General features: G+C 65.6%; 17 protein-coding genes. 9 read left to right on the top strand and 8 right to left on the bottom strand.

Going from position 1 to position 15,433, the window contains the following annotated elements; all coding sequences use genetic code 11:
- Positions 1-23: 23 nt before the first annotated feature.
- From ABB29_RS14835 to ABB29_RS14825, 3 genes are read right to left on the bottom strand one after another with little or no spacing between them, the layout of a single operon-like run.
- Positions 24-686 carry a DUF6766 family protein gene (locus ABB29_RS14835; protein ID WP_057660428.1) on the bottom strand — a complete coding sequence of 221 codons (663 nt, stop codon included), beginning with the start codon at positions 684-686 and terminating at the stop codon, positions 24-26.
- Positions 687-689: 3 nt separating this feature from the next.
- On the bottom strand, positions 690-899 hold the full coding sequence (locus tag ABB29_RS14830; protein WP_057660427.1) for a hypothetical protein: 210 nt from the start codon (positions 897-899) through the stop codon (positions 690-692).
- Entirely contained in the window at positions 896-1,516 is a 621-nt protein-coding gene (locus ABB29_RS14825) for a COG4315 family predicted lipoprotein (protein WP_057660424.1), read from the bottom strand. The genes ABB29_RS14830 and ABB29_RS14825 overlap by 4 nt, the downstream gene beginning before the upstream one ends.
- Before the next feature lie 200 nt (positions 1,517-1,716).
- Here ABB29_RS14825 and ABB29_RS14820 point away from each other — a divergent pair, with 200 nt between their 5' ends.
- The 7 genes from ABB29_RS14820 (at position 1,717) to ABB29_RS14795 (ending at position 6,057) form a co-directional block, all read left to right on the top strand.
- A complete protein-coding gene (locus tag ABB29_RS14820; RefSeq protein ID WP_157062678.1) occupies positions 1,717-3,027 on the top strand; it encodes a sigma-54-dependent transcriptional regulator in 1,311 nt (436 codons plus the stop codon).
- Positions 3,020-3,220: a hypothetical protein gene (locus ABB29_RS14815; protein WP_057660421.1), complete on the top strand. Its 201-nt coding sequence runs from the start codon at positions 3,020-3,022 to the stop codon at positions 3,218-3,220. The genes ABB29_RS14820 and ABB29_RS14815 overlap by 8 nt, the downstream gene beginning before the upstream one ends.
- A gap of 274 nt (positions 3,221-3,494) precedes the next feature.
- Positions 3,495-4,793 (top strand): BON domain-containing protein, encoded by a 1,299-nt coding sequence (locus tag ABB29_RS14810; RefSeq protein ID WP_057660419.1) that lies wholly within the window; start codon positions 3,495-3,497, stop codon positions 4,791-4,793.
- A 192-nt stretch (positions 4,794-4,985) separates the two neighbouring features.
- Entirely contained in the window at positions 4,986-5,219 is a 234-nt protein-coding gene (locus ABB29_RS14805) for a hypothetical protein (protein ID WP_057660417.1), read from the top strand.
- A 66-nt stretch (positions 5,220-5,285) separates the two neighbouring features.
- On the top strand, positions 5,286-5,579 hold the full coding sequence (locus tag ABB29_RS14800) for a hypothetical protein (protein WP_157062677.1): 294 nt from the start codon (positions 5,286-5,288) through the stop codon (positions 5,577-5,579).
- Positions 5,554-5,718, top strand: a complete 165-nt coding sequence (locus ABB29_RS16450; protein ID WP_157062676.1) for a hypothetical protein — start codon at positions 5,554-5,556, stop codon at positions 5,716-5,718. The genes ABB29_RS14800 and ABB29_RS16450 overlap by 26 nt, the downstream gene beginning before the upstream one ends.
- A 159-nt stretch (positions 5,719-5,877) precedes the next feature.
- Entirely contained in the window at positions 5,878-6,057 is a 180-nt protein-coding gene (locus tag ABB29_RS14795) for a hypothetical protein (RefSeq protein WP_057660413.1), read from the top strand.
- A gap of 219 nt (positions 6,058-6,276) precedes the next feature.
- Here the strand turns inward: ABB29_RS14795 and ABB29_RS14790 are convergent, their stop codons facing one another.
- The gene (locus tag ABB29_RS14790) at positions 6,277-8,160 is read right to left on the bottom strand and encodes a mechanosensitive ion channel domain-containing protein (protein WP_170185879.1); all 1,884 of its coding nucleotides are present in this window, start codon (positions 8,158-8,160) and stop codon (positions 6,277-6,279) included.
- An 80-nt stretch (positions 8,161-8,240) separates the two neighbouring features.
- On the bottom strand, positions 8,241-8,471 hold the full coding sequence (locus ABB29_RS14785) for a hypothetical protein (protein WP_157062675.1): 231 nt from the start codon (positions 8,469-8,471) through the stop codon (positions 8,241-8,243).
- Between the two features lie 207 nt (positions 8,472-8,678).
- Between ABB29_RS14785 and ABB29_RS14780 the strand changes: the two genes are divergently transcribed.
- Entirely contained in the window at positions 8,679-8,861 is a 183-nt protein-coding gene (locus tag ABB29_RS14780; protein ID WP_057660407.1) for a hypothetical protein, read from the top strand.
- A 21-nt stretch (positions 8,862-8,882) separates the two neighbouring features.
- On the opposite strand, the gene ABB29_RS14775 is transcribed toward ABB29_RS14780, so the two are convergent.
- Positions 8,883-9,275: a response regulator gene (locus ABB29_RS14775; protein ID WP_057660405.1), complete on the bottom strand. Its 393-nt coding sequence runs from the start codon at positions 9,273-9,275 to the stop codon at positions 8,883-8,885.
- 358 nt (positions 9,276-9,633) lie between these two features.
- On the opposite strand from ABB29_RS14775, the gene ABB29_RS14770 reads away from it, so the two are divergent.
- Positions 9,634-11,994 carry a membrane-bound PQQ-dependent dehydrogenase, glucose/quinate/shikimate family gene (locus ABB29_RS14770; RefSeq protein ID WP_057660403.1) on the top strand — a complete coding sequence of 787 codons (2,361 nt, stop codon included), beginning with the start codon at positions 9,634-9,636 and terminating at the stop codon, positions 11,992-11,994.
- 223 nt (positions 11,995-12,217) lie between these two features.
- Here the strand turns inward: ABB29_RS14770 and ABB29_RS14765 are convergent, their stop codons facing one another.
- On the bottom strand, positions 12,218-12,826 hold the full coding sequence (locus ABB29_RS14765) for a ferritin family protein (protein ID WP_057660401.1): 609 nt from the start codon (positions 12,824-12,826) through the stop codon (positions 12,218-12,220).
- A 155-nt stretch (positions 12,827-12,981) separates the two neighbouring features.
- Entirely contained in the window at positions 12,982-15,366 is a 2,385-nt protein-coding gene (locus ABB29_RS14760; RefSeq protein WP_057660400.1) for a catalase, read from the bottom strand.
- Between the last annotated feature and the right edge of the window lie 67 nt (positions 15,367-15,433).

Genomic DNA, 15,433 nt, shown 5'->3' with positions numbered 1-15,433 from the left:
ATGCCGCCGTGCCGCACCGGTCCCTAGCCACCGGTCTGCGAATGCGGCGCCGCGGTCGCCTTTGATTGCGGCGAGTCCTGCTGCCGCAGGTAGATGCTCAGGACCACGATCGACAGAACGGCCAGGAACTCGCTTTGCCAGTTCTGCAGCGACTCGAACCAGAACTGCGGGCCCCGCAGATGATGCGCCAGCGATATGACGGTTTTACCTTCCAGCAGCCGCTGCTCGTTTTCCATCGTCCAGCTGCCATAGGCGTGCAGGCTGAACGACAGCGCGAACAGCACCGCGTACACCAGCGCCAGCGAGTGCGCGTACAGCGCCCGCCACACCCCACCAGCAGCAACCGGCCACGGCGTTGGACCCGGGTCGATGCGCTGTCTCTCGCTGGCCGGATCCAATGGCCGCGATTCTGCCGACCCGCGCTGTCGCAGCCCCACGGTCAACAGCACGTACATGCCCATCTGCAGGAATTCGCTTTCCCAGTTCTCGAAGGTGGCCGATATGAAGTGCCCGCTGTGCAGGTATTGGTCCAATGTCAGCGTCGGCTGTTGCCGCGCGGTCCTTTCATCATTGAACGAGGCGAAGCCGGACTCCGCCTGGCCGATCAGGAAGACCACGAACAGCAGCAACAGGACCAGCGACAGCCCGTTGCGCCTGAAGAAGCCGGGGGAATCCGCCTCCGACATGCCTCAGTCGCCGTGGCCGGCCAGCTGGTCCAGCGAGGCATTGAGCCCGGCGGCCAGTGCGGCGTCGCCGTTCACCAGATCCTGCCAGCGCAGCGCCAGCCCACGCCGATGGCCTTTGCGGGTCAGGCTCAGGCCTTCCGGATCCAGCACCAGCGTGTAGGCAACGCCATCAATCGCGACCTCCCTGCGCAATGGGCGGTCGAGCGGCGTCATCGGGTCGGGCTCGCCTGGCTTGCCTGCGCGGGGACCGCGCGTTCGGCGGCGTTCTCCAGCGGCGGCTCGTGGCTGAGAGCGTTGCCGTCGGGGGCCAGGAGCTGCCAATGCCCCCATCGATCCTGCACATCATGGCCCGAGGTGCGCCCGGCGCCGGCATCACCGGCGTAGCGATACAGTGGGTGCCCGTTGTAGCTCAATTGCTGGCGGCCGTCCCGCCGCTGCAGCCTCCCCAGCAGCTCGCCATGAACACCGGTTTCCGCCGCCGCACCTGCGCTCAGCACCGGCGGCCAGGCGTTCTCGCATACCGCATCGCAACCTCTGCCGTCCTTGTTGTCCTGCAGGAAGTACAACGACGCGCCACTGGCATCGACCAGGTACGAGGGGCTGCCTTGCGACAAGCGTACTCGCGCCTGTGTGGCGCCGGCGGCATCAGGCCCGCCCTCGAGTGCGGTGCCCTCCTCGGCCGTCGCCGTCGGTGGCGCCTGCAACGGGGTCTGCTGCGGGCGCACCGCCTGCTCTGTTCCGTCTCCGTCGCCGGACGCAGTGGAATCGCTGCCGCAGCCGGTCGATGCCAGGCACAGCGCGATGCAGCCGAGCAACCATGAAGTCCGCATTGTCGTGTCTCCAGATAGGTACATGAATACGCACGGCGATGGCGGCGGCAAGGGTCGGCGCAGCGCCCACTGCCACCATCAGTCAGCGCAAGGTTGTGCCACGCCGGGTGGAGGCATCGTGATGACGCACCGACAGTCATTCGCATCAAAGTAACGGCGCGCCGACTACGCTCGCTCCATCCTGGTGCAGGAGACACCGAGTGAACTCACCAACATTGGCCATCGTGGATGATGATCAGGATTTCAGCGCATTCCTGATGCACTTCGCCGAGCGCCGTGGCTTCGCCGCGCGACGGTTTCACAGCGTCGCCGACGCCACTCCATGGCTGGCCAGCAACGACACCGACCTGACCATGCTCGACATGGCGTTGCCTGACGGCAGCGGGCTTGATGTGATCGACCGCATACCGTCGTCGCGCCACGCGCAGATCGTATTCGTGTCCGGTACCGACAACGCCGACGACATCCGCCGCGCGGTCGCCACCCATGCCAGTGAATTCATCGGCAAGCCATTGCGACGCGACACCCTGGAACGCCTGTTCGATCAGACCCAGCAGCGCGTGCAGCATCGTCTGCAGCTGCTACGCCGGCAATGCGATCCACTGATTGGCGAAAGCGCCTGTATGCTGCGGGTAAAAGAAGACATCATGCGCGTCGCACCAACGCGCCTTGGCGTGTTGATCAGCGGCGAAACCGGCACCGGCAAGGAGTTGGTGGCGCGTGCCATCCATGCCCAAAGTGGCCGCAGCGGACGCCTGATCAGCGTCAATTGTGGCGCGGTTGCACCCGAGCTGCTGGCCAGCCAGTTGTTCGGCCACGAACGCGGCGCTTTTACCGGTGCGGTCCAGCGTCATGCCGGATTTTTCGAACAGGCCTCGGGCGGTACCCTGTTCCTCGACGAAATCGGCGAGATGCCGCAGGCACTGCAGGTGTACCTGTTACGTGTGCTGGAGACTGGTCATATCGTCCGTGTCGGTGGCAGCGAGGAGATTCCGGTCAACGTGCGCGTCATCGCCGCCACCCATCAACTCGATGGTGCTGGTACCGGCTACCTGCGCGAAGACCTTTACTACCGCCTGGCCCGTTATCCCATCCAGCTGCCGCCGCTGCGCGCGCGGGGTGCCGATATCGAGCGCCTCACACACGCCTTCATTGCCGAACTTAACCATGAGACCGGCATTGACAAGAGTCTGGACCGGGCCTGCCTGGACAGGCTGCTGCGGCACCCGTGGCCAGGCAACGTGCGCGAACTGCACGCCGCGGTCGAACGTGCCTATATCCGCTCCGGCTCGCGCCTGGTGGACGTGGTGCCACTGGCAGCCGTCGGCCACGGTGGCGATGACGATGGCGTGCGCTTCCATGTGGGTATGACCTTCGAGGAAATCGAAGATGAAATGCTGCAACTGACGCTGGCCCATCATCGCGGCGACAAGACCGCGACCGCGCGCAGCCTGGGTGTCAGTGTGCGCACCGTGCACAACCATCTGGCGCGGAGACGCGATGATGGATGAAGGCTGGCTGCACGCCTTGCGCAATGAGCTGAACCTGATCAACGTCGGCATCATCATGCTGCGCACCAGCATGCCGATCGATGCGCCAGCGGAAGCGCAGCTGGCGCTGGACAAGCTGGAGCAGGCGGCGGACCGCTGCACGACACTGGTGCGTATGCCACCCACCGGCATTGGTGCGTCCGCACGCGACTGAAGGGACCCGGCATCCGACAGTGGCTGCCCGTTCTCGACTCTTTACATGACGGATGCCGGCATGAAGCAACCGGCGCGTTGCCGCGGCCAAGTCAGCCTGCTCGCCGCGGCGCCAGCCTCGGTCGCTGAGTGCCGATAGTGAAAAAAATGCATATCCCTGCAATCGCTGCAGGGCAGCCGCGCGCGCCGCGCCGGTATGTGCCGCTGTGACGGCTTCCGGACACTGGCACGCTAATTGCGACGTCCGGACAGACAACATCGATTCGGGAGGAGCCGTGACCGACAAACACGTAGGCACCGAGCTGAAGGCCGCCTTCAGCGAACTGCAGGCTTTGGCAACGCGGTTGGCCAGCAGCAGCCGCGAATGGTTGAACAATCGGAGCGAGGACATGAATCAATATCGAGGTGACCAGGCAGACCGGGACGGCAGATACGAAGGTGGCTATGGCCAACGCCATGGCGGCAGCGCTCCACGCGCCCCGGCGAATGAAGAGGGGCGCTATCCGCAGGACCGCGACGTTGACAGCCGCGCAGCAGTGCGCCAGACCAGCGGTGACCACGGCGACGAAGACATCCGGCGCGGCCCTTGGCAGACCGAGACGTGGCAGGACGCGGACAGCGCTCACCGTGCGGGTCGGGAGGCCTCGGGTTTGCGCGGCAGCAGGAGTGGGCTGTATGGCCCGCAACCCGGCCGCGAGCACGCACATGGCGACGAATTCGACACGGACAGGCAGTACGCTGGCGCCGATAGCCGGCCAGGGTCGCCGTTCGCCGAAGACAATATCCGCGGTGGCAGGTCCTATAGCGGCCGCAGCGGCTATGGTGACCAGGCCGGAATGGGGCGCTCCGGTCGCGGTAGCGCCTACTACAGTGGCCGCAGCGGTTATCGTGACGACGAAAACGAACTGCGCGGTTTCAATCCAGGTGGCAGTGGCCAAGGCTGGCAGCAAGCTGGCCGCCAGGGTCGCGGCGGCTTCGATCAACCGCTGCGCCGGGACAACTACGACCACGGCTTCCGCGGCGACGAAGGCGACTCACGACCGCGGGGCTACGGCTATGGTCGTGATGGTCAGTCGGACGACCAGCATCATCGCGATGGGCAATACGGCTATGGTCGCGACGGCCAGCCCGGTTATGGTGGCGTCGATGAAACACGCGCCTGGCAGGCACAGGGTGACTACGGCCACCACCGCGGCCGCGGGCCGAAAGGCTACAAGCGCTCGGACGAACGCATCAGCGAAGACCTCAATGAGAAGCTGACTGAAGATCCGTTGCTTGATGCCAGCGAGATCACGGTGTCGGTCAAGGAAGGCGTGGCCACATTGCAGGGCTCGGTGGAAAACCGCTGGATGAAGCATCGCGCCGAAGATGTCGCCGACAGCTGCAGCGGGGTCAAGGACGTACGCAACGAAATCCGCATCAGTGCTCGCCAGGGTCAAACCACCACCAGCGCCAGCGCGCCCAGCGATACCGCCGCGGCAACGACGGCCGATGCCAGCGCCGCGCGTCAGCAGAAGTCCAGCACCAGTGCCACCGGCACCACGAGCGGCAATGCCAGCAGCGGCAATCACTGAGTCCGGCGGCGCAGCCGGCTGCGTTGTCGGTCTACGTCGCCCGCTGCGGTGTGGAACACGGCTTGGTCGGGGCGGCTGCGGTAATCCATCACTGCCACCGGCAAGGCGACCGGCCACGCCAGCTGCAACGACCCTCAGGGCGATGGACGGAACCATAGTTCCATCCGACACGACACAGAACAGGAGACGCTCATGGCGCGCTGCGATGTATGCGGTAACGAGTACGACAAATCCTTCACCATCAACCAGCAGGGCAATACCGGCACCTTCGATTCGTTCGAATGCGCCATCCACGCCTTTGCACCGACCTGTGCCCACTGCGGTTGCCGGATCATCGGCCACGGCAGCGAAACCACCGATGCGATCTACTGCTGCGCCCATTGCGCCGAGCAGGCCGGCGACAGCGGCATGGTCGATCGTCAGTGACCAGGGCTCGACCACCTCACGACAGCGGCGGCCACGTCGCGGAACACCGCCACCCACGAGACTGCCATGACCAGAGCGATGCCCTCGAAACTCCCTGACTGCTTCCATTGGGTTGAAGACGAAGCCGGCCGGCAGCGGCTGTTCCTGCATAACATCGAAGTCCTGGAAGTACGCCAGCAACGCGGTGGCTGGGTGGTCCAGGTACACCTCAACGATTCGCAGCTACCGGCGCCGATGGTCGCGGTACGCTCTCCGGCCGCCGGCATGCGTTGGGGCGCCCGCTGGAGCAAGCTGAGGGCGCCGCAACTGGCGGCACTGGTGGCAGGACGTCGCCATGAGCCACGCCAGACATGCCCATGACGGCAGGCATCACCGTCATGGGGCGGGCACCGAGGCCGATTTCGCTGGCCGGCCGGTCAGCGAGTTTCCCGCCGGCAGCGAGATGGCCCTGGCGGGGCACGACCTGGACAACAACGTGGTCTGCAAAGCTTGCGGGTAAGCCGGCAGCGCGGATCGTGGCACGCGCGCCGATGCAGGCGCTGCCTGTCGATCCTGAATCGCTGCTCCGACGCAGCGACACCGGCAACGGTTCCTGATCGCCGGCTTCACGGATTCGCTACGTCTGCTTGCACAGACTTTGCCGCACAGGAGAACCATCATGAACCGAGATCGCAAAGACCCACCGGCCGCCGACGAAAAGAACGAGCAAACGGAATCCCAAAGCGAACGCCGCCAGCGCAAGCAACACGAAAGCGAGAATACCGACGAAGCCCTGGAGGAGACATTCCCGGCAAGTGATCCGGTCTCGCCATTCGTGCCCGCCAAAGCACCGGACTGAAACTGGCAGCACAGGCAGTAGCCTCACAAGGGGCAAGCAGCGCATGCACTCGAGCACTGGCAGGTGTGCACGACCTCCGCTCAGCGCGCACTACACCCCGCCCTACATCCCGCCCTCGCCTGCAGACGCCGACAGCGCGCCGCTGAATACAAGGAGCAGCGCCGTGCCGCTGGCGTCGCGGCCGCGCCGGCGTCTGTTCAGTTCAATCCCAATCGCTGCTCAACCCAGCGCCACGCCAGCGGCCTGCAGTTTCTGCAACGCTGCGTACAGCAGTTCGCCGCGGATGCGTGCGACCTGGCGCGGGCCGTCGACATAGGCCGACGCGCCGATCCAGATCTTGTTGTCCTTGATGTCTTCCACCTGGACCCGCGGCGCCGGCGCCGACTTCACTTCGCGGTGTGCCTGCAATACCGATTGCAGCATCGGCATCACCTGCTCGATGCTGGCGCTTGCGGCCACCGGCAACAGTATCTTGACCAGCCCGTCGCTGGCGGCGAAGGTGCGGTTGCGGACCGCTTTGGTGATCAATTCCGAATTCGGTACCAGCACGGTAGTGCGGTCAGGCAGCGAGATTTCGGTCGCGCGCACGTTGATCCGGCGCACGTCGCCCTCGGCATCGCCGACCACCACCCAGTCGCCAACCTTCACTGGTCGTTCGACCAGCAGAATGATGCCTGAGATGAAGTTCTGCACAATCGCCTGCAGGCCGAAACCGATGCCGACGGTCAGCGCACTGACCACCCAGGCGATGCGGCTGGCCTGCACGCCCAGCGCGGCCAACGCCAGGCCTATGCCGATGACCACGCCGATGTACCCGACAATCGTGGTCAGCGATGATTGAACACTGGCTTCGATACGGGTGGTCGGCAGCAGCCGCCGTGCCAGCCAGCGCGCCAGCAGGCGGGTGACCGCTACCGCCACCGCCAACACCAGTGCGGCGCGCAGGATCTGCATCGGGCTCAGGCTGATGCTGCCGACGTGCAGACGGCCGCCGTTGTCGACCACGCGTCCCAGCACGTCGGCCGGACCGAGGCCATACCCGGCGGTCAGCAGCATCGTCGCGAAGCAGGCCAGCGTCAGCATCAAGGCGCCGCTGGCCAGCACCAGCGCCTGTTGCAGTCGGCGGGTGCCCATGCCCAGCCGCCGCGACCATTGCAGCAGCGCTTCGCGTCGACCGATCAGCGCATCGGTGGCATCGCGCAGCACTTGCCAGCACAGGTACAGCAACGCCAGCACCAGCACGCTCCAGACCGCCTGCTTGGCCAGCAACGCGGCCGCGTCGACATAGCCGGCCAGCAGGCTGCCGGCAAGCACCGCCACCAGCAGCCAACCCAGCAGCAGCACTGCCCGCAGGACATGCAGGGTGCGGCGCTCGGGCAACGCCAGCAGCGATACGCTGGCGCTCTGCAACGCAGCCGCCAGATTGAGCAATAGCAGTCCGATCAGCAATGCCCACCAGGCGGCGGTCAGCAGCGGTGCCAGCGTCCGTAGCGCCGAACCGCCGGCTGCGCTGGCCTGCATGGCGTGCTGATCCAGCAGCGCAACGGCCACCAGGCTCAACGCCAGCCATACCGGAGCGCTGCGCAGCAGGCCGGGTTTGAACAGGGTTGGATTGCGCGATGCCAGCAGCCGCAGGCAGGCACGTCCGAGCGCGGCGACCAGCACCGCCAGGGTGACGATGACCACCAGCATGCGGGCCACCGACAAGACCTGTCCGCTGGGACGCGCCGCCCAGTTGAATATCTGCAGCAGCAGTGAGCCCAGCATCCACGCCAGCACAGTCTGCAACAGCAGGGCGGACAATCCAGGCAACGACTGCGCCAACGGCTGCGCCGGCCAACGCCGTTGCATGCGGGTCCGCAATGCAGGCTCCGCCCACCAGCGCGCTGCCGCCATCACCAGCAGCATGGCCGACAACGCGCCCAACAGCAGCGGCCAATGCGGCGCTGCCTGGGTCAGCGCATCGCGCCAACCGCCGGTGGCGTCAGCGACCGCATCGGGCAACTGTCGCACTGCGCGCACGATCTCGCGCCACGGCATGCGCGTGGCCAGCGATGCCGGCTCCAGCGGCGCAGGCGTCGGCACCGGTTCGGCGGACGGCAAGACGGGAGCTTGTGCATGCAGCAGCGCAGCCGGCAGCGCAAGCGCCATGCCAGCCAGGCACTGTCGGGCTCGGGCGGCCATCAACTCAATGCAGCCGCCCCGCGCTCGGCGGTCAGCAGATAAACCAGCTGGAACTGACGCAGATGCAACGCGTGATCGGCACCACCATCGTCGTGTTCACGGATGCACTGCTCGACCCGCCGGTACAGCGCCTGCCGCAGCAACGGGTCGTGCTGCCCGCAAAGCAACTCACGCAAGCGCCGTTGCCAGCCCTGCGATACCTCATCGTCGTCATCGAAGATCATTGCCATATCGCCATGAATCCGTCGCGTCACCTGTAGCCAGGCAACCTAGCGGCCCGAAGTGGATGCCACGGGCCGAGGAGCGATGCGCTCAAGCGGACCGGGACCCATGATTTATAGCGCCGCCGATGCGAACACCACGTCAACACCACGCGCACGCCTGCCGACACCGCCATCACGCCTGTTCCGCCACCCTGTCGTCAGGAGGACACGACCATGCCGAAGAGCCCGGAGCGCAACCCTGAAAGCGATCAGGAAAAGTCGCTCACCCCGGATCGCCTGCGCAACAATGACGCTGTTCGCAAGGACCATGATCAACCCGATCAGCCACGACCCAGCGGTCGCGACCCCGACGACGATTATCCTGACGCCGGGGTGCCGGCGCCCGGCAAACGATGACCGCGCTGCTTGGGGTAGTGATCAGGAAACAACGCTGGCAGCTGCCAACGCACTGACCAGATTGTGCAGCTGGTAGGGCTTGCGCACGACCGGCACATGCCCGAACGCTGCTGGAATCTCGCCAATGTCGTAACCGGTCATGATGAAGTGCGGCACCTGCAGCTGGGCCAGACGCTCCAGCAGCGGCCATGCTGCTTCGCCGCCAAGATGGACATCCACCGCGGCCACGTCACAAGCACTTGAACCGGCCAGCATTTTCAGCGCCGCCGCCACGCTGCTGGCCGTGGTGACCTGGCGGGCACCCTGATCCTGCAGCAGGTCGGCCACCATGTCCGACAACAGCGGGTCATCTTCTATCAGCAACACCGACAAACCGTCCAGCGGGCCGGCCTGGCCACCATCATTCCGTTTCATAGGGGTGTCTCGCAGCGGGGGACTGCCGGCGGCCTGCGCGGCGCCGGACGACAAGCGAAGGTGCCCGTCCCGTCATACGCCGCGCCCGGGCCGGGGTCAACGCCAGCAGCACTGTTCTGTGAACACGACAACGTTTTCACACGCGTCTTTCCATCCGGCCGGCTGGACATGGCATCAGCGGCTGGCATGCTGGTTCGACGTCGTTGATGGCCAGGCGGCGGGGCCCATTCCGGCGCGGGTGGCTCCCGACCATTCACGCATGCACGACGGTTGCCGTGCAAGGCTGTGCCGGTTTGTCGCGCGAGGCGCGACCTGTCGATGCGTGCCCCAATGGCATGCCAACCGCAGGAGGAAGCCCATGTCCGCCACCACTCCCCTGCCGCTGCGTGCGGTCGCTGTCGCCATTGGTTTGCTGGGTACGCTGTTCGTGTCCGGTGGTGCCTGGCTGGCGGCATTGGGCGGTTCACCGTATTACCTGATCAGCGGTGTCGTGCTGTGGGTTTCGGCCTGGGACATGTGGCACCTGAGACGGCGAGGTGTGTGGCTGTTCTGGCTGCTGCTGGTGGCAACCGTCGCCTGGACATGGTGGGAAAGTGGCAGCAATTACTGGCGCTGGGTGCCGCGCATGGACCTGATGCTGGCGCTTGCCGTGGCGGTGGCACTGGTGCAATGGCGGCTGCATCTGCTGTCGCGACGCGGCTCGCGCTGGCTGGCAGCGGCACTGGTGGCCTGCTTGGTGGTGGCGTTTGGATTGGCATTCCTGCCGCATGGCCACAGCCCGGTGCGCGCTGCGTCGGTGCCGGCGGTGGCCTCGGCCGATTCGATCACCGTGCAGCCCGCCGGGGACTGGGTCGCCTACGGCCGCGGCTACGATGCGTTGCGCTATTCGCCGCTACAACAAATCGACAAGCACAACGTGGACACGCTGCAGGTCGCATGGATGGCCCGCACCGGCGACCTGCCGAAGCATCGCTGGGGCGCGGAAACCACCCCGCTGAAGGTCGGCTCGACCTTGTACCTGTGCACCGCGCGCAGCCAGATACTGGCGCTGGAGGCGACCACCGGCAAGATCAAATGGCGCTTCGACCCCGGTGTGCAGGACAGCGACATCCCCTACACCGCTGCCTGCCGCGGCGTGGCCTATTTCAAGTCCGAACAAGCGGGCGACTGCCAGGAGCGGATCATCGGCCCGACCCTGGATGGCCGCCTGCTGGCGGTCGATGCCCGCAGCGGCCAGCCGTGCGCGGGCTTTGGCGAAAACGGCCAGGTCGACATCACCCAGGGCATGGGCGATACCCCACCGGGCTACGTATCGATCACGGCCGCACCCACCATCGTCCGCGGCGTGATCGTCACCGGCCACCAGGTCCTCGATGGGCAACGCCGCTGGGCGCCGTCGGGCGTGATCCAGGGCTATGACGCGGTGACTGGCGAACTGCGCTGGGCCTGGGACATGCTGCGCCCGGATCGCGATGGCCTGCCGGAAGGTGATGACGAATACTCGCGTGGCACGCCCAACATGTGGACCACCGCGACCGCTGATGAGACCCTGGGCCTGGTGTACCTGCCGATGGGCAACTCGGCAGCCGATTACTGGAGTGGCTCGCGGCGACCCGTTGAAGACAAGTACGCGACCTCGTTGGTGGCGCTTGATGTCACCACCGGCAAGCCGCGCTGGAATTTCCAGACCACGCATATCGATGTCTGGGACTACGACCTGGGTGCACAGGGCACGCTGATCGATTTCCCGACCGGCAATGGTCCGGTGCCGGCCATCGTGCTGCCCAGCAAACAGGGCGACATCTATGTGCTGGACCGTCGCAGCGGGCGGCCGCTGGTAGCGGTCGACGAGCGGCCGGTGCCCGGCGGTGGCGTGGAACCCGAACGCCGCGCCAGGACCCAGCCGATGTCGCGCTACCACACACTGCGCAAGCCTGACCTCAGCGAACGCGATATGTGGGGGATGACCGCGCTGGACCAGTTGTACTGCCGCATCCGCTTCAAGCAGGCCAGCTACAACGGGTTCTACACGGCGCCCGAATCGGAGCGCCACTGGATCGAATATCCCGGCTACAACGGCGGCACCGACTGGGGTGGCATCGCTATCGATCCACGCCGCGGCATCATCGTCGCCAACTACAACGACATGCCCAATTACAATCAACTGGTGCCGCGCGCCGAGGCTGACCGCCGTGGCTGGGCCCCGCGCGAGGACGTACGCGGCGAGATGGGTGGCGCCGAAGGCGCGGGCGATCCGCAGGCCGGCACTCCCTACGCGGTCAACGTCAACGCCGGCTGGCGGCTCGACTTCACCGGCCTGCTGTGCAAGCAGCCGCCCTACGGCGGACTGCGTGCAATCGAACTGGCGACCGGCAAGACCTTGTGGGACAGGCCGTTCGGCAGCGCCCGCGGCAATGGCCCGTTCGGCATTGCCTCGCACCTGCCGGTCGAGATTGGCACGCCCAACAATGGCGGCGCGGTGATCACCGCCAGCGGCCTGATCTTCATCGCCGCGGCGACCGACAACCTGATCCGTGCGGTGGATCTGGATAGCGGCGACGAGTTGTGGCACGCGAAGCTGCCGGCCGGCGGCCAGGCCACGCCGATGGTGTACTCGGTGGACGGTCGCCAGTACCTGGTCATCGTCGCCGCTGGCCATCACTTCATGGAGACCGCACCCGGCGACTTCGTCATCGCCTATGCGCTGCCGGCGCGATAGCCGCAGCTGACACACGGCTTATGCATGTCGCGGGTAGCGCAACCGGGATATATCCAATGTCGCCACCAGTCGACTGCAAAGCGCGCTGGTCAGGGCTGTAGCAAAAAGCCGCTGCGACCTGCATGAACAAACTGCAGGTCGCAGCGGCCATCATCTTTGCCCGCCCGTGGCCTCCGCCGAGGCAGATGCCGGGAGGAACCGACGGAACAGACCGAATAATCGTTTACAGCATGTCCTCGCGTGCATTCTGCGCGCGGGCGGCGCCAATCGCGGTCTCGACTTTCTTCTGCTCTTCCGGCGGCGGCAACACCGCAGGCAGGCCAAGCGATTGCATCCACAGTTCCCGTGCCCAGCCCTTGGTGTGGTAGAGATGGTGATCTTCTTCCTGCTCGACCTCGTCGAAGGCCTGTTGCAGGATCTTGCCTTCCTTGCCGCCTTTTTCGGCGACCTTGCCAATCAACTCCCAGTTCTGGTGGTCCTTGGTTTCGGCCAGCACCACGCATTCGGCGGCGACCAGTTCGGCGCCCGCGGCGTTCCCGCTCTGCATCGCCATCTTGATCGCGGCCACCAGCGACTTGCCATGGTGGGCGACGACTTCGCGACCGGGGCTGGCTTCTTCGGGATCCTTGCCAAGTTCCTCGAAAACACCCAGCAGAATCTTCTCGTGATGCCTGGTTTCGTCGAGGTATTTCTGCCATTCCTCGGCCAGATCCTCGTTCTGCGCCGCATTGATCGCCGCGGTATAGATTTGAATGCCGCCACGCTCGGTTTCCAGCGCCTGCAAAAGCAGTTCGTGGACATAGGGCTGGTCGGTGAGTGAACTACGTGCCATCGGTATTCTCCTTGCCGTCGGGTAGGGATGGGAATGGAACGGTTATATCGGCTGCCGGATAAAGGAGCGGTGACAACGGGCGTGAAAGAGGCGTGAGGCCGCCGATCATCATTGCGCCATCTTCAAGGCTGCTGCTGGCAACCGTTTGCTGAACGTCAGACCGGCGGCGGGTCACGCTCGCGTTCGAAGTGGCGATGTCGCGCCAATGCCTCGATGAAGGACTCGATGGCCCGGTCATCGCACTCATCGACGATCAACAGGCCGGCGTCGTCGGCATCGCGCAGGATGCCGGCGCCCTCCAGCAGGCTTGCGCCCTCGCCCACGGCCAGCAGCGTCTTGCAATGCCGGAACTGGTCCTTGAGGAATTCCGCGGCGCGACCGTCGCTGGCCAGGGTCTGCGCCAGGCTGCCATCGGCCACCACCGCGCCGTCAAACAGCACCGCAGGGCTGTTTTCCAGCGAGGCATCGGCGTCCAGCACGGCGGTGCCCTGGCTGTTGACCACCCCCAGTCGCTGCCCGACCAGCCGCGGCACCGCGCCTGCATCCAGCAACGCCTTCTGCAGCACGCTGACGGTCTCGCCATTGACGCCATCGGCGATCAGGATCGCGATCTTGCGGCTGGCGATGCCCACTTCGCCCGGCATGCCCAGCTGCGACAACGCCGGCGACTCGGTGATTTCCGGCGCGCATTCGGCAGCCATTGGCAACGGCGGCAAAGCTTCGGGCACTGGCATGCCCAGACCGTCGGCGACCTGCTGGGCCAGATCATCGGCGACGCTGGCCAGTAGTGACAACGTCCGGCGACGGATCGCCGGCACCGTGACCTTGCTCAGTTCGAAGCGGAACGCGGCGGCTATATGGGCTTGTTCGATCGCACTCTGGCTCTGGTAGAACAGGCGCGCCTGGGCATAGTGCTCGGCGAACTTCTCCGGCTTGCCACGCCGTTCCTCGCCGGCGACCGGCTCCGGGAACGAGGTGAATCCAGCGCTGCCGGCCTGGAACGGGCAGCCGCCACCGAGTGAGTTGGGTTCGTAGGCGACCCGGCCACGGTTGACCGCCTGCCGATGCATGCCGTCGCGCTGGTTGTTGTGCACCTGTGCCATCGGCGCGTTGATCGGAATCTCGTGGAAATTGGGTCCACCCAGGCGCGTGATCTGGGTATCGACATAGGAATGGATGCGCCCGGCGAGCAGTGGATCATTGGTGAAGTCGATGCCCGGCACCACGTGCGCGGTACAGAACGCAACCTGCTCGGTCTCGGCAAAGAAGTTGTCGGGATTGCGGTCCAGCACCATCCGGCCAACCGGGACAATGGGTACCAGTTCCTCGGGCACGAGCTTGGTCGCGTCCAGCACGTCGAACGAGAAGGCTTCGGCATCGGCATCACTGAACACCTGCAGTCCCAGCTCCCAGACCGGATACTGGCCGGCTTCGATCGCCTCCCACAGATCGCGGCGGTGGAAATCGGGGTCGGCGCCGCTGATCTTCACTGCCTCGTCCCACGTCAGCGAATGCACGCCCTGCAGCGGTGTCCAGTGGAACTTGACCAGTACCGACTCGCCCTGCGCGTTGACCAGCCGGAACGTGTGCACGCCGAAACCCTGCATCATCCGGTAGCTGCGCGGTATCGCGCGGTCGGACATCAGCCACATCAGCATGTGGGTGGACTCGGGCATCAGCGACACGAAATCCCAGAACGTGTCGTGCGCCGACGCCGCCTGTGGCATCGCATGGTGCGGCTCGGGCTTGACCGCGTGGATGAGGTCGGGAAACTTCATCGCATCCTGGATGAAAAATACCGGCATGTTGTTGCCGACCAGATCCCAGTTGCCATCTTCGGTATAGAACTTGACCGCGAAGCCGCGCACGTCGCGCGCGGTATCCTTGCTGCCACGCTCGCCGGCCACCGTGGAGAAGCGCACGAACACCGGGGTCCGCTTGCCCTTCTGCTGCAACGGTGCGGCACAGGTCAGATGGGCAAACGAGTCATACGCTTCGAAGTAACCGTGCGCCGCCGACCCGCGCGCATGCACGACGCGCTCGGGAATACGCTCATGATCGAAGTGGGTGATCTTCTCGCGCAGGATGAAATCCTTGAGCAGTGCCGGGCCGCGCAGACCGGCTTTCAGCGAGTTCTGGTTGTCGGCGACCTGCACGCCCTGGTTGGTGGTCAGCGGTCGGCCAGCCGAATCAACCCGGACCCGATCCATCGCGCCCACGGTGGGATTGCAACCGTCGCGCGCCGGCTCGCCGGACTTGCCGCTGTCGTTGTTCTCCGACAGGCTGCTGGCGGCCGCGCCCAGCGACATCGCCTGGTGTTGGCCGGTTGCCGGCTGCCGGCTGTCCTCGCCGTGTTCGGATGGCTTGGCCGCGTTGTGCGGAAACGCCGCCGCAGTCCTCGCGGTGTCATGCATCTTCATCGCCGCTGCGTCGCTTTCAACCGCCGGCGGTTCACCAGCCGGACCACTGTCGGTGTTGCGTGCCGCCGCCATCGCCGCGATGGCGGCCTGGTCGGGCGACGATTTCCTGTTGCTGGCCATGAGTTGTCCTGGACGAGGGGGGATCCACGGCGACGCTAGTCAGGCGCAGGTAAGCAACGCGTCAACG

Origin of the sequence: Pseudoxanthomonas dokdonensis, assembly GCF_001431405.1 — a bacterium.
In the GTDB taxonomy this organism is placed as follows: Bacteria; Pseudomonadota; Gammaproteobacteria; order Xanthomonadales; family Xanthomonadaceae; genus Pseudoxanthomonas_A; species Pseudoxanthomonas_A dokdonensis.
This window is presented reverse-complemented; position numbering and strand designations above follow the sequence as displayed.

What these genes read in the sequence shown, in the direction of transcription:
- ABB29_RS14800 (WP_157062677.1), top strand. Translation starts at nt 5,286, where the DNA reads ATGACCAGAGCGATGCCCTCGAAACTCCCTGACTGCTTCCATTGGGTT.
- ABB29_RS14825 (WP_057660424.1), bottom strand. Translation starts at nt 1,516, where the DNA reads ATGCGGACTTCATGGTTGCTCGGCTGCATCGCGCTGTGCCTGGCATCG.
- ABB29_RS14830 (WP_057660427.1), bottom strand. Translation starts at nt 899, where the DNA reads ATGACGCCGCTCGACCGCCCATTGCGCAGGGAGGTCGCGATTGATGGC.
- ABB29_RS14815 (WP_057660421.1), top strand. Translation starts at nt 3,020, where the DNA reads ATGGATGAAGGCTGGCTGCACGCCTTGCGCAATGAGCTGAACCTGATC.
- ABB29_RS14770 (WP_057660403.1), top strand. Translation starts at nt 9,634, where the DNA reads ATGTCCGCCACCACTCCCCTGCCGCTGCGTGCGGTCGCTGTCGCCATT.
- ABB29_RS14805 (WP_057660417.1), top strand. Translation starts at nt 4,986, where the DNA reads ATGGCGCGCTGCGATGTATGCGGTAACGAGTACGACAAATCCTTCACC.
- ABB29_RS14795 (WP_057660413.1), top strand. Translation starts at nt 5,878, where the DNA reads ATGAACCGAGATCGCAAAGACCCACCGGCCGCCGACGAAAAGAACGAG.
- ABB29_RS14760 (WP_057660400.1), bottom strand. Translation starts at nt 15,366, where the DNA reads ATGGCCAGCAACAGGAAATCGTCGCCCGACCAGGCCGCCATCGCGGCG.
- ABB29_RS14835 (WP_057660428.1), bottom strand. Translation starts at nt 686, where the DNA reads ATGTCGGAGGCGGATTCCCCCGGCTTCTTCAGGCGCAACGGGCTGTCG.
- ABB29_RS14785 (WP_157062675.1), bottom strand. Translation starts at nt 8,471, where the DNA reads ATGGCAATGATCTTCGATGACGACGATGAGGTATCGCAGGGCTGGCAA.
- ABB29_RS14775 (WP_057660405.1), bottom strand. Translation starts at nt 9,275, where the DNA reads ATGAAACGGAATGATGGTGGCCAGGCCGGCCCGCTGGACGGTTTGTCG.
- ABB29_RS14765 (WP_057660401.1), bottom strand. Translation starts at nt 12,826, where the DNA reads ATGGCACGTAGTTCACTCACCGACCAGCCCTATGTCCACGAACTGCTT.
- ABB29_RS14780 (WP_057660407.1), top strand. Translation starts at nt 8,679, where the DNA reads ATGCCGAAGAGCCCGGAGCGCAACCCTGAAAGCGATCAGGAAAAGTCG.
- ABB29_RS16450 (WP_157062676.1), top strand. Translation starts at nt 5,554, where the DNA reads ATGAGCCACGCCAGACATGCCCATGACGGCAGGCATCACCGTCATGGG.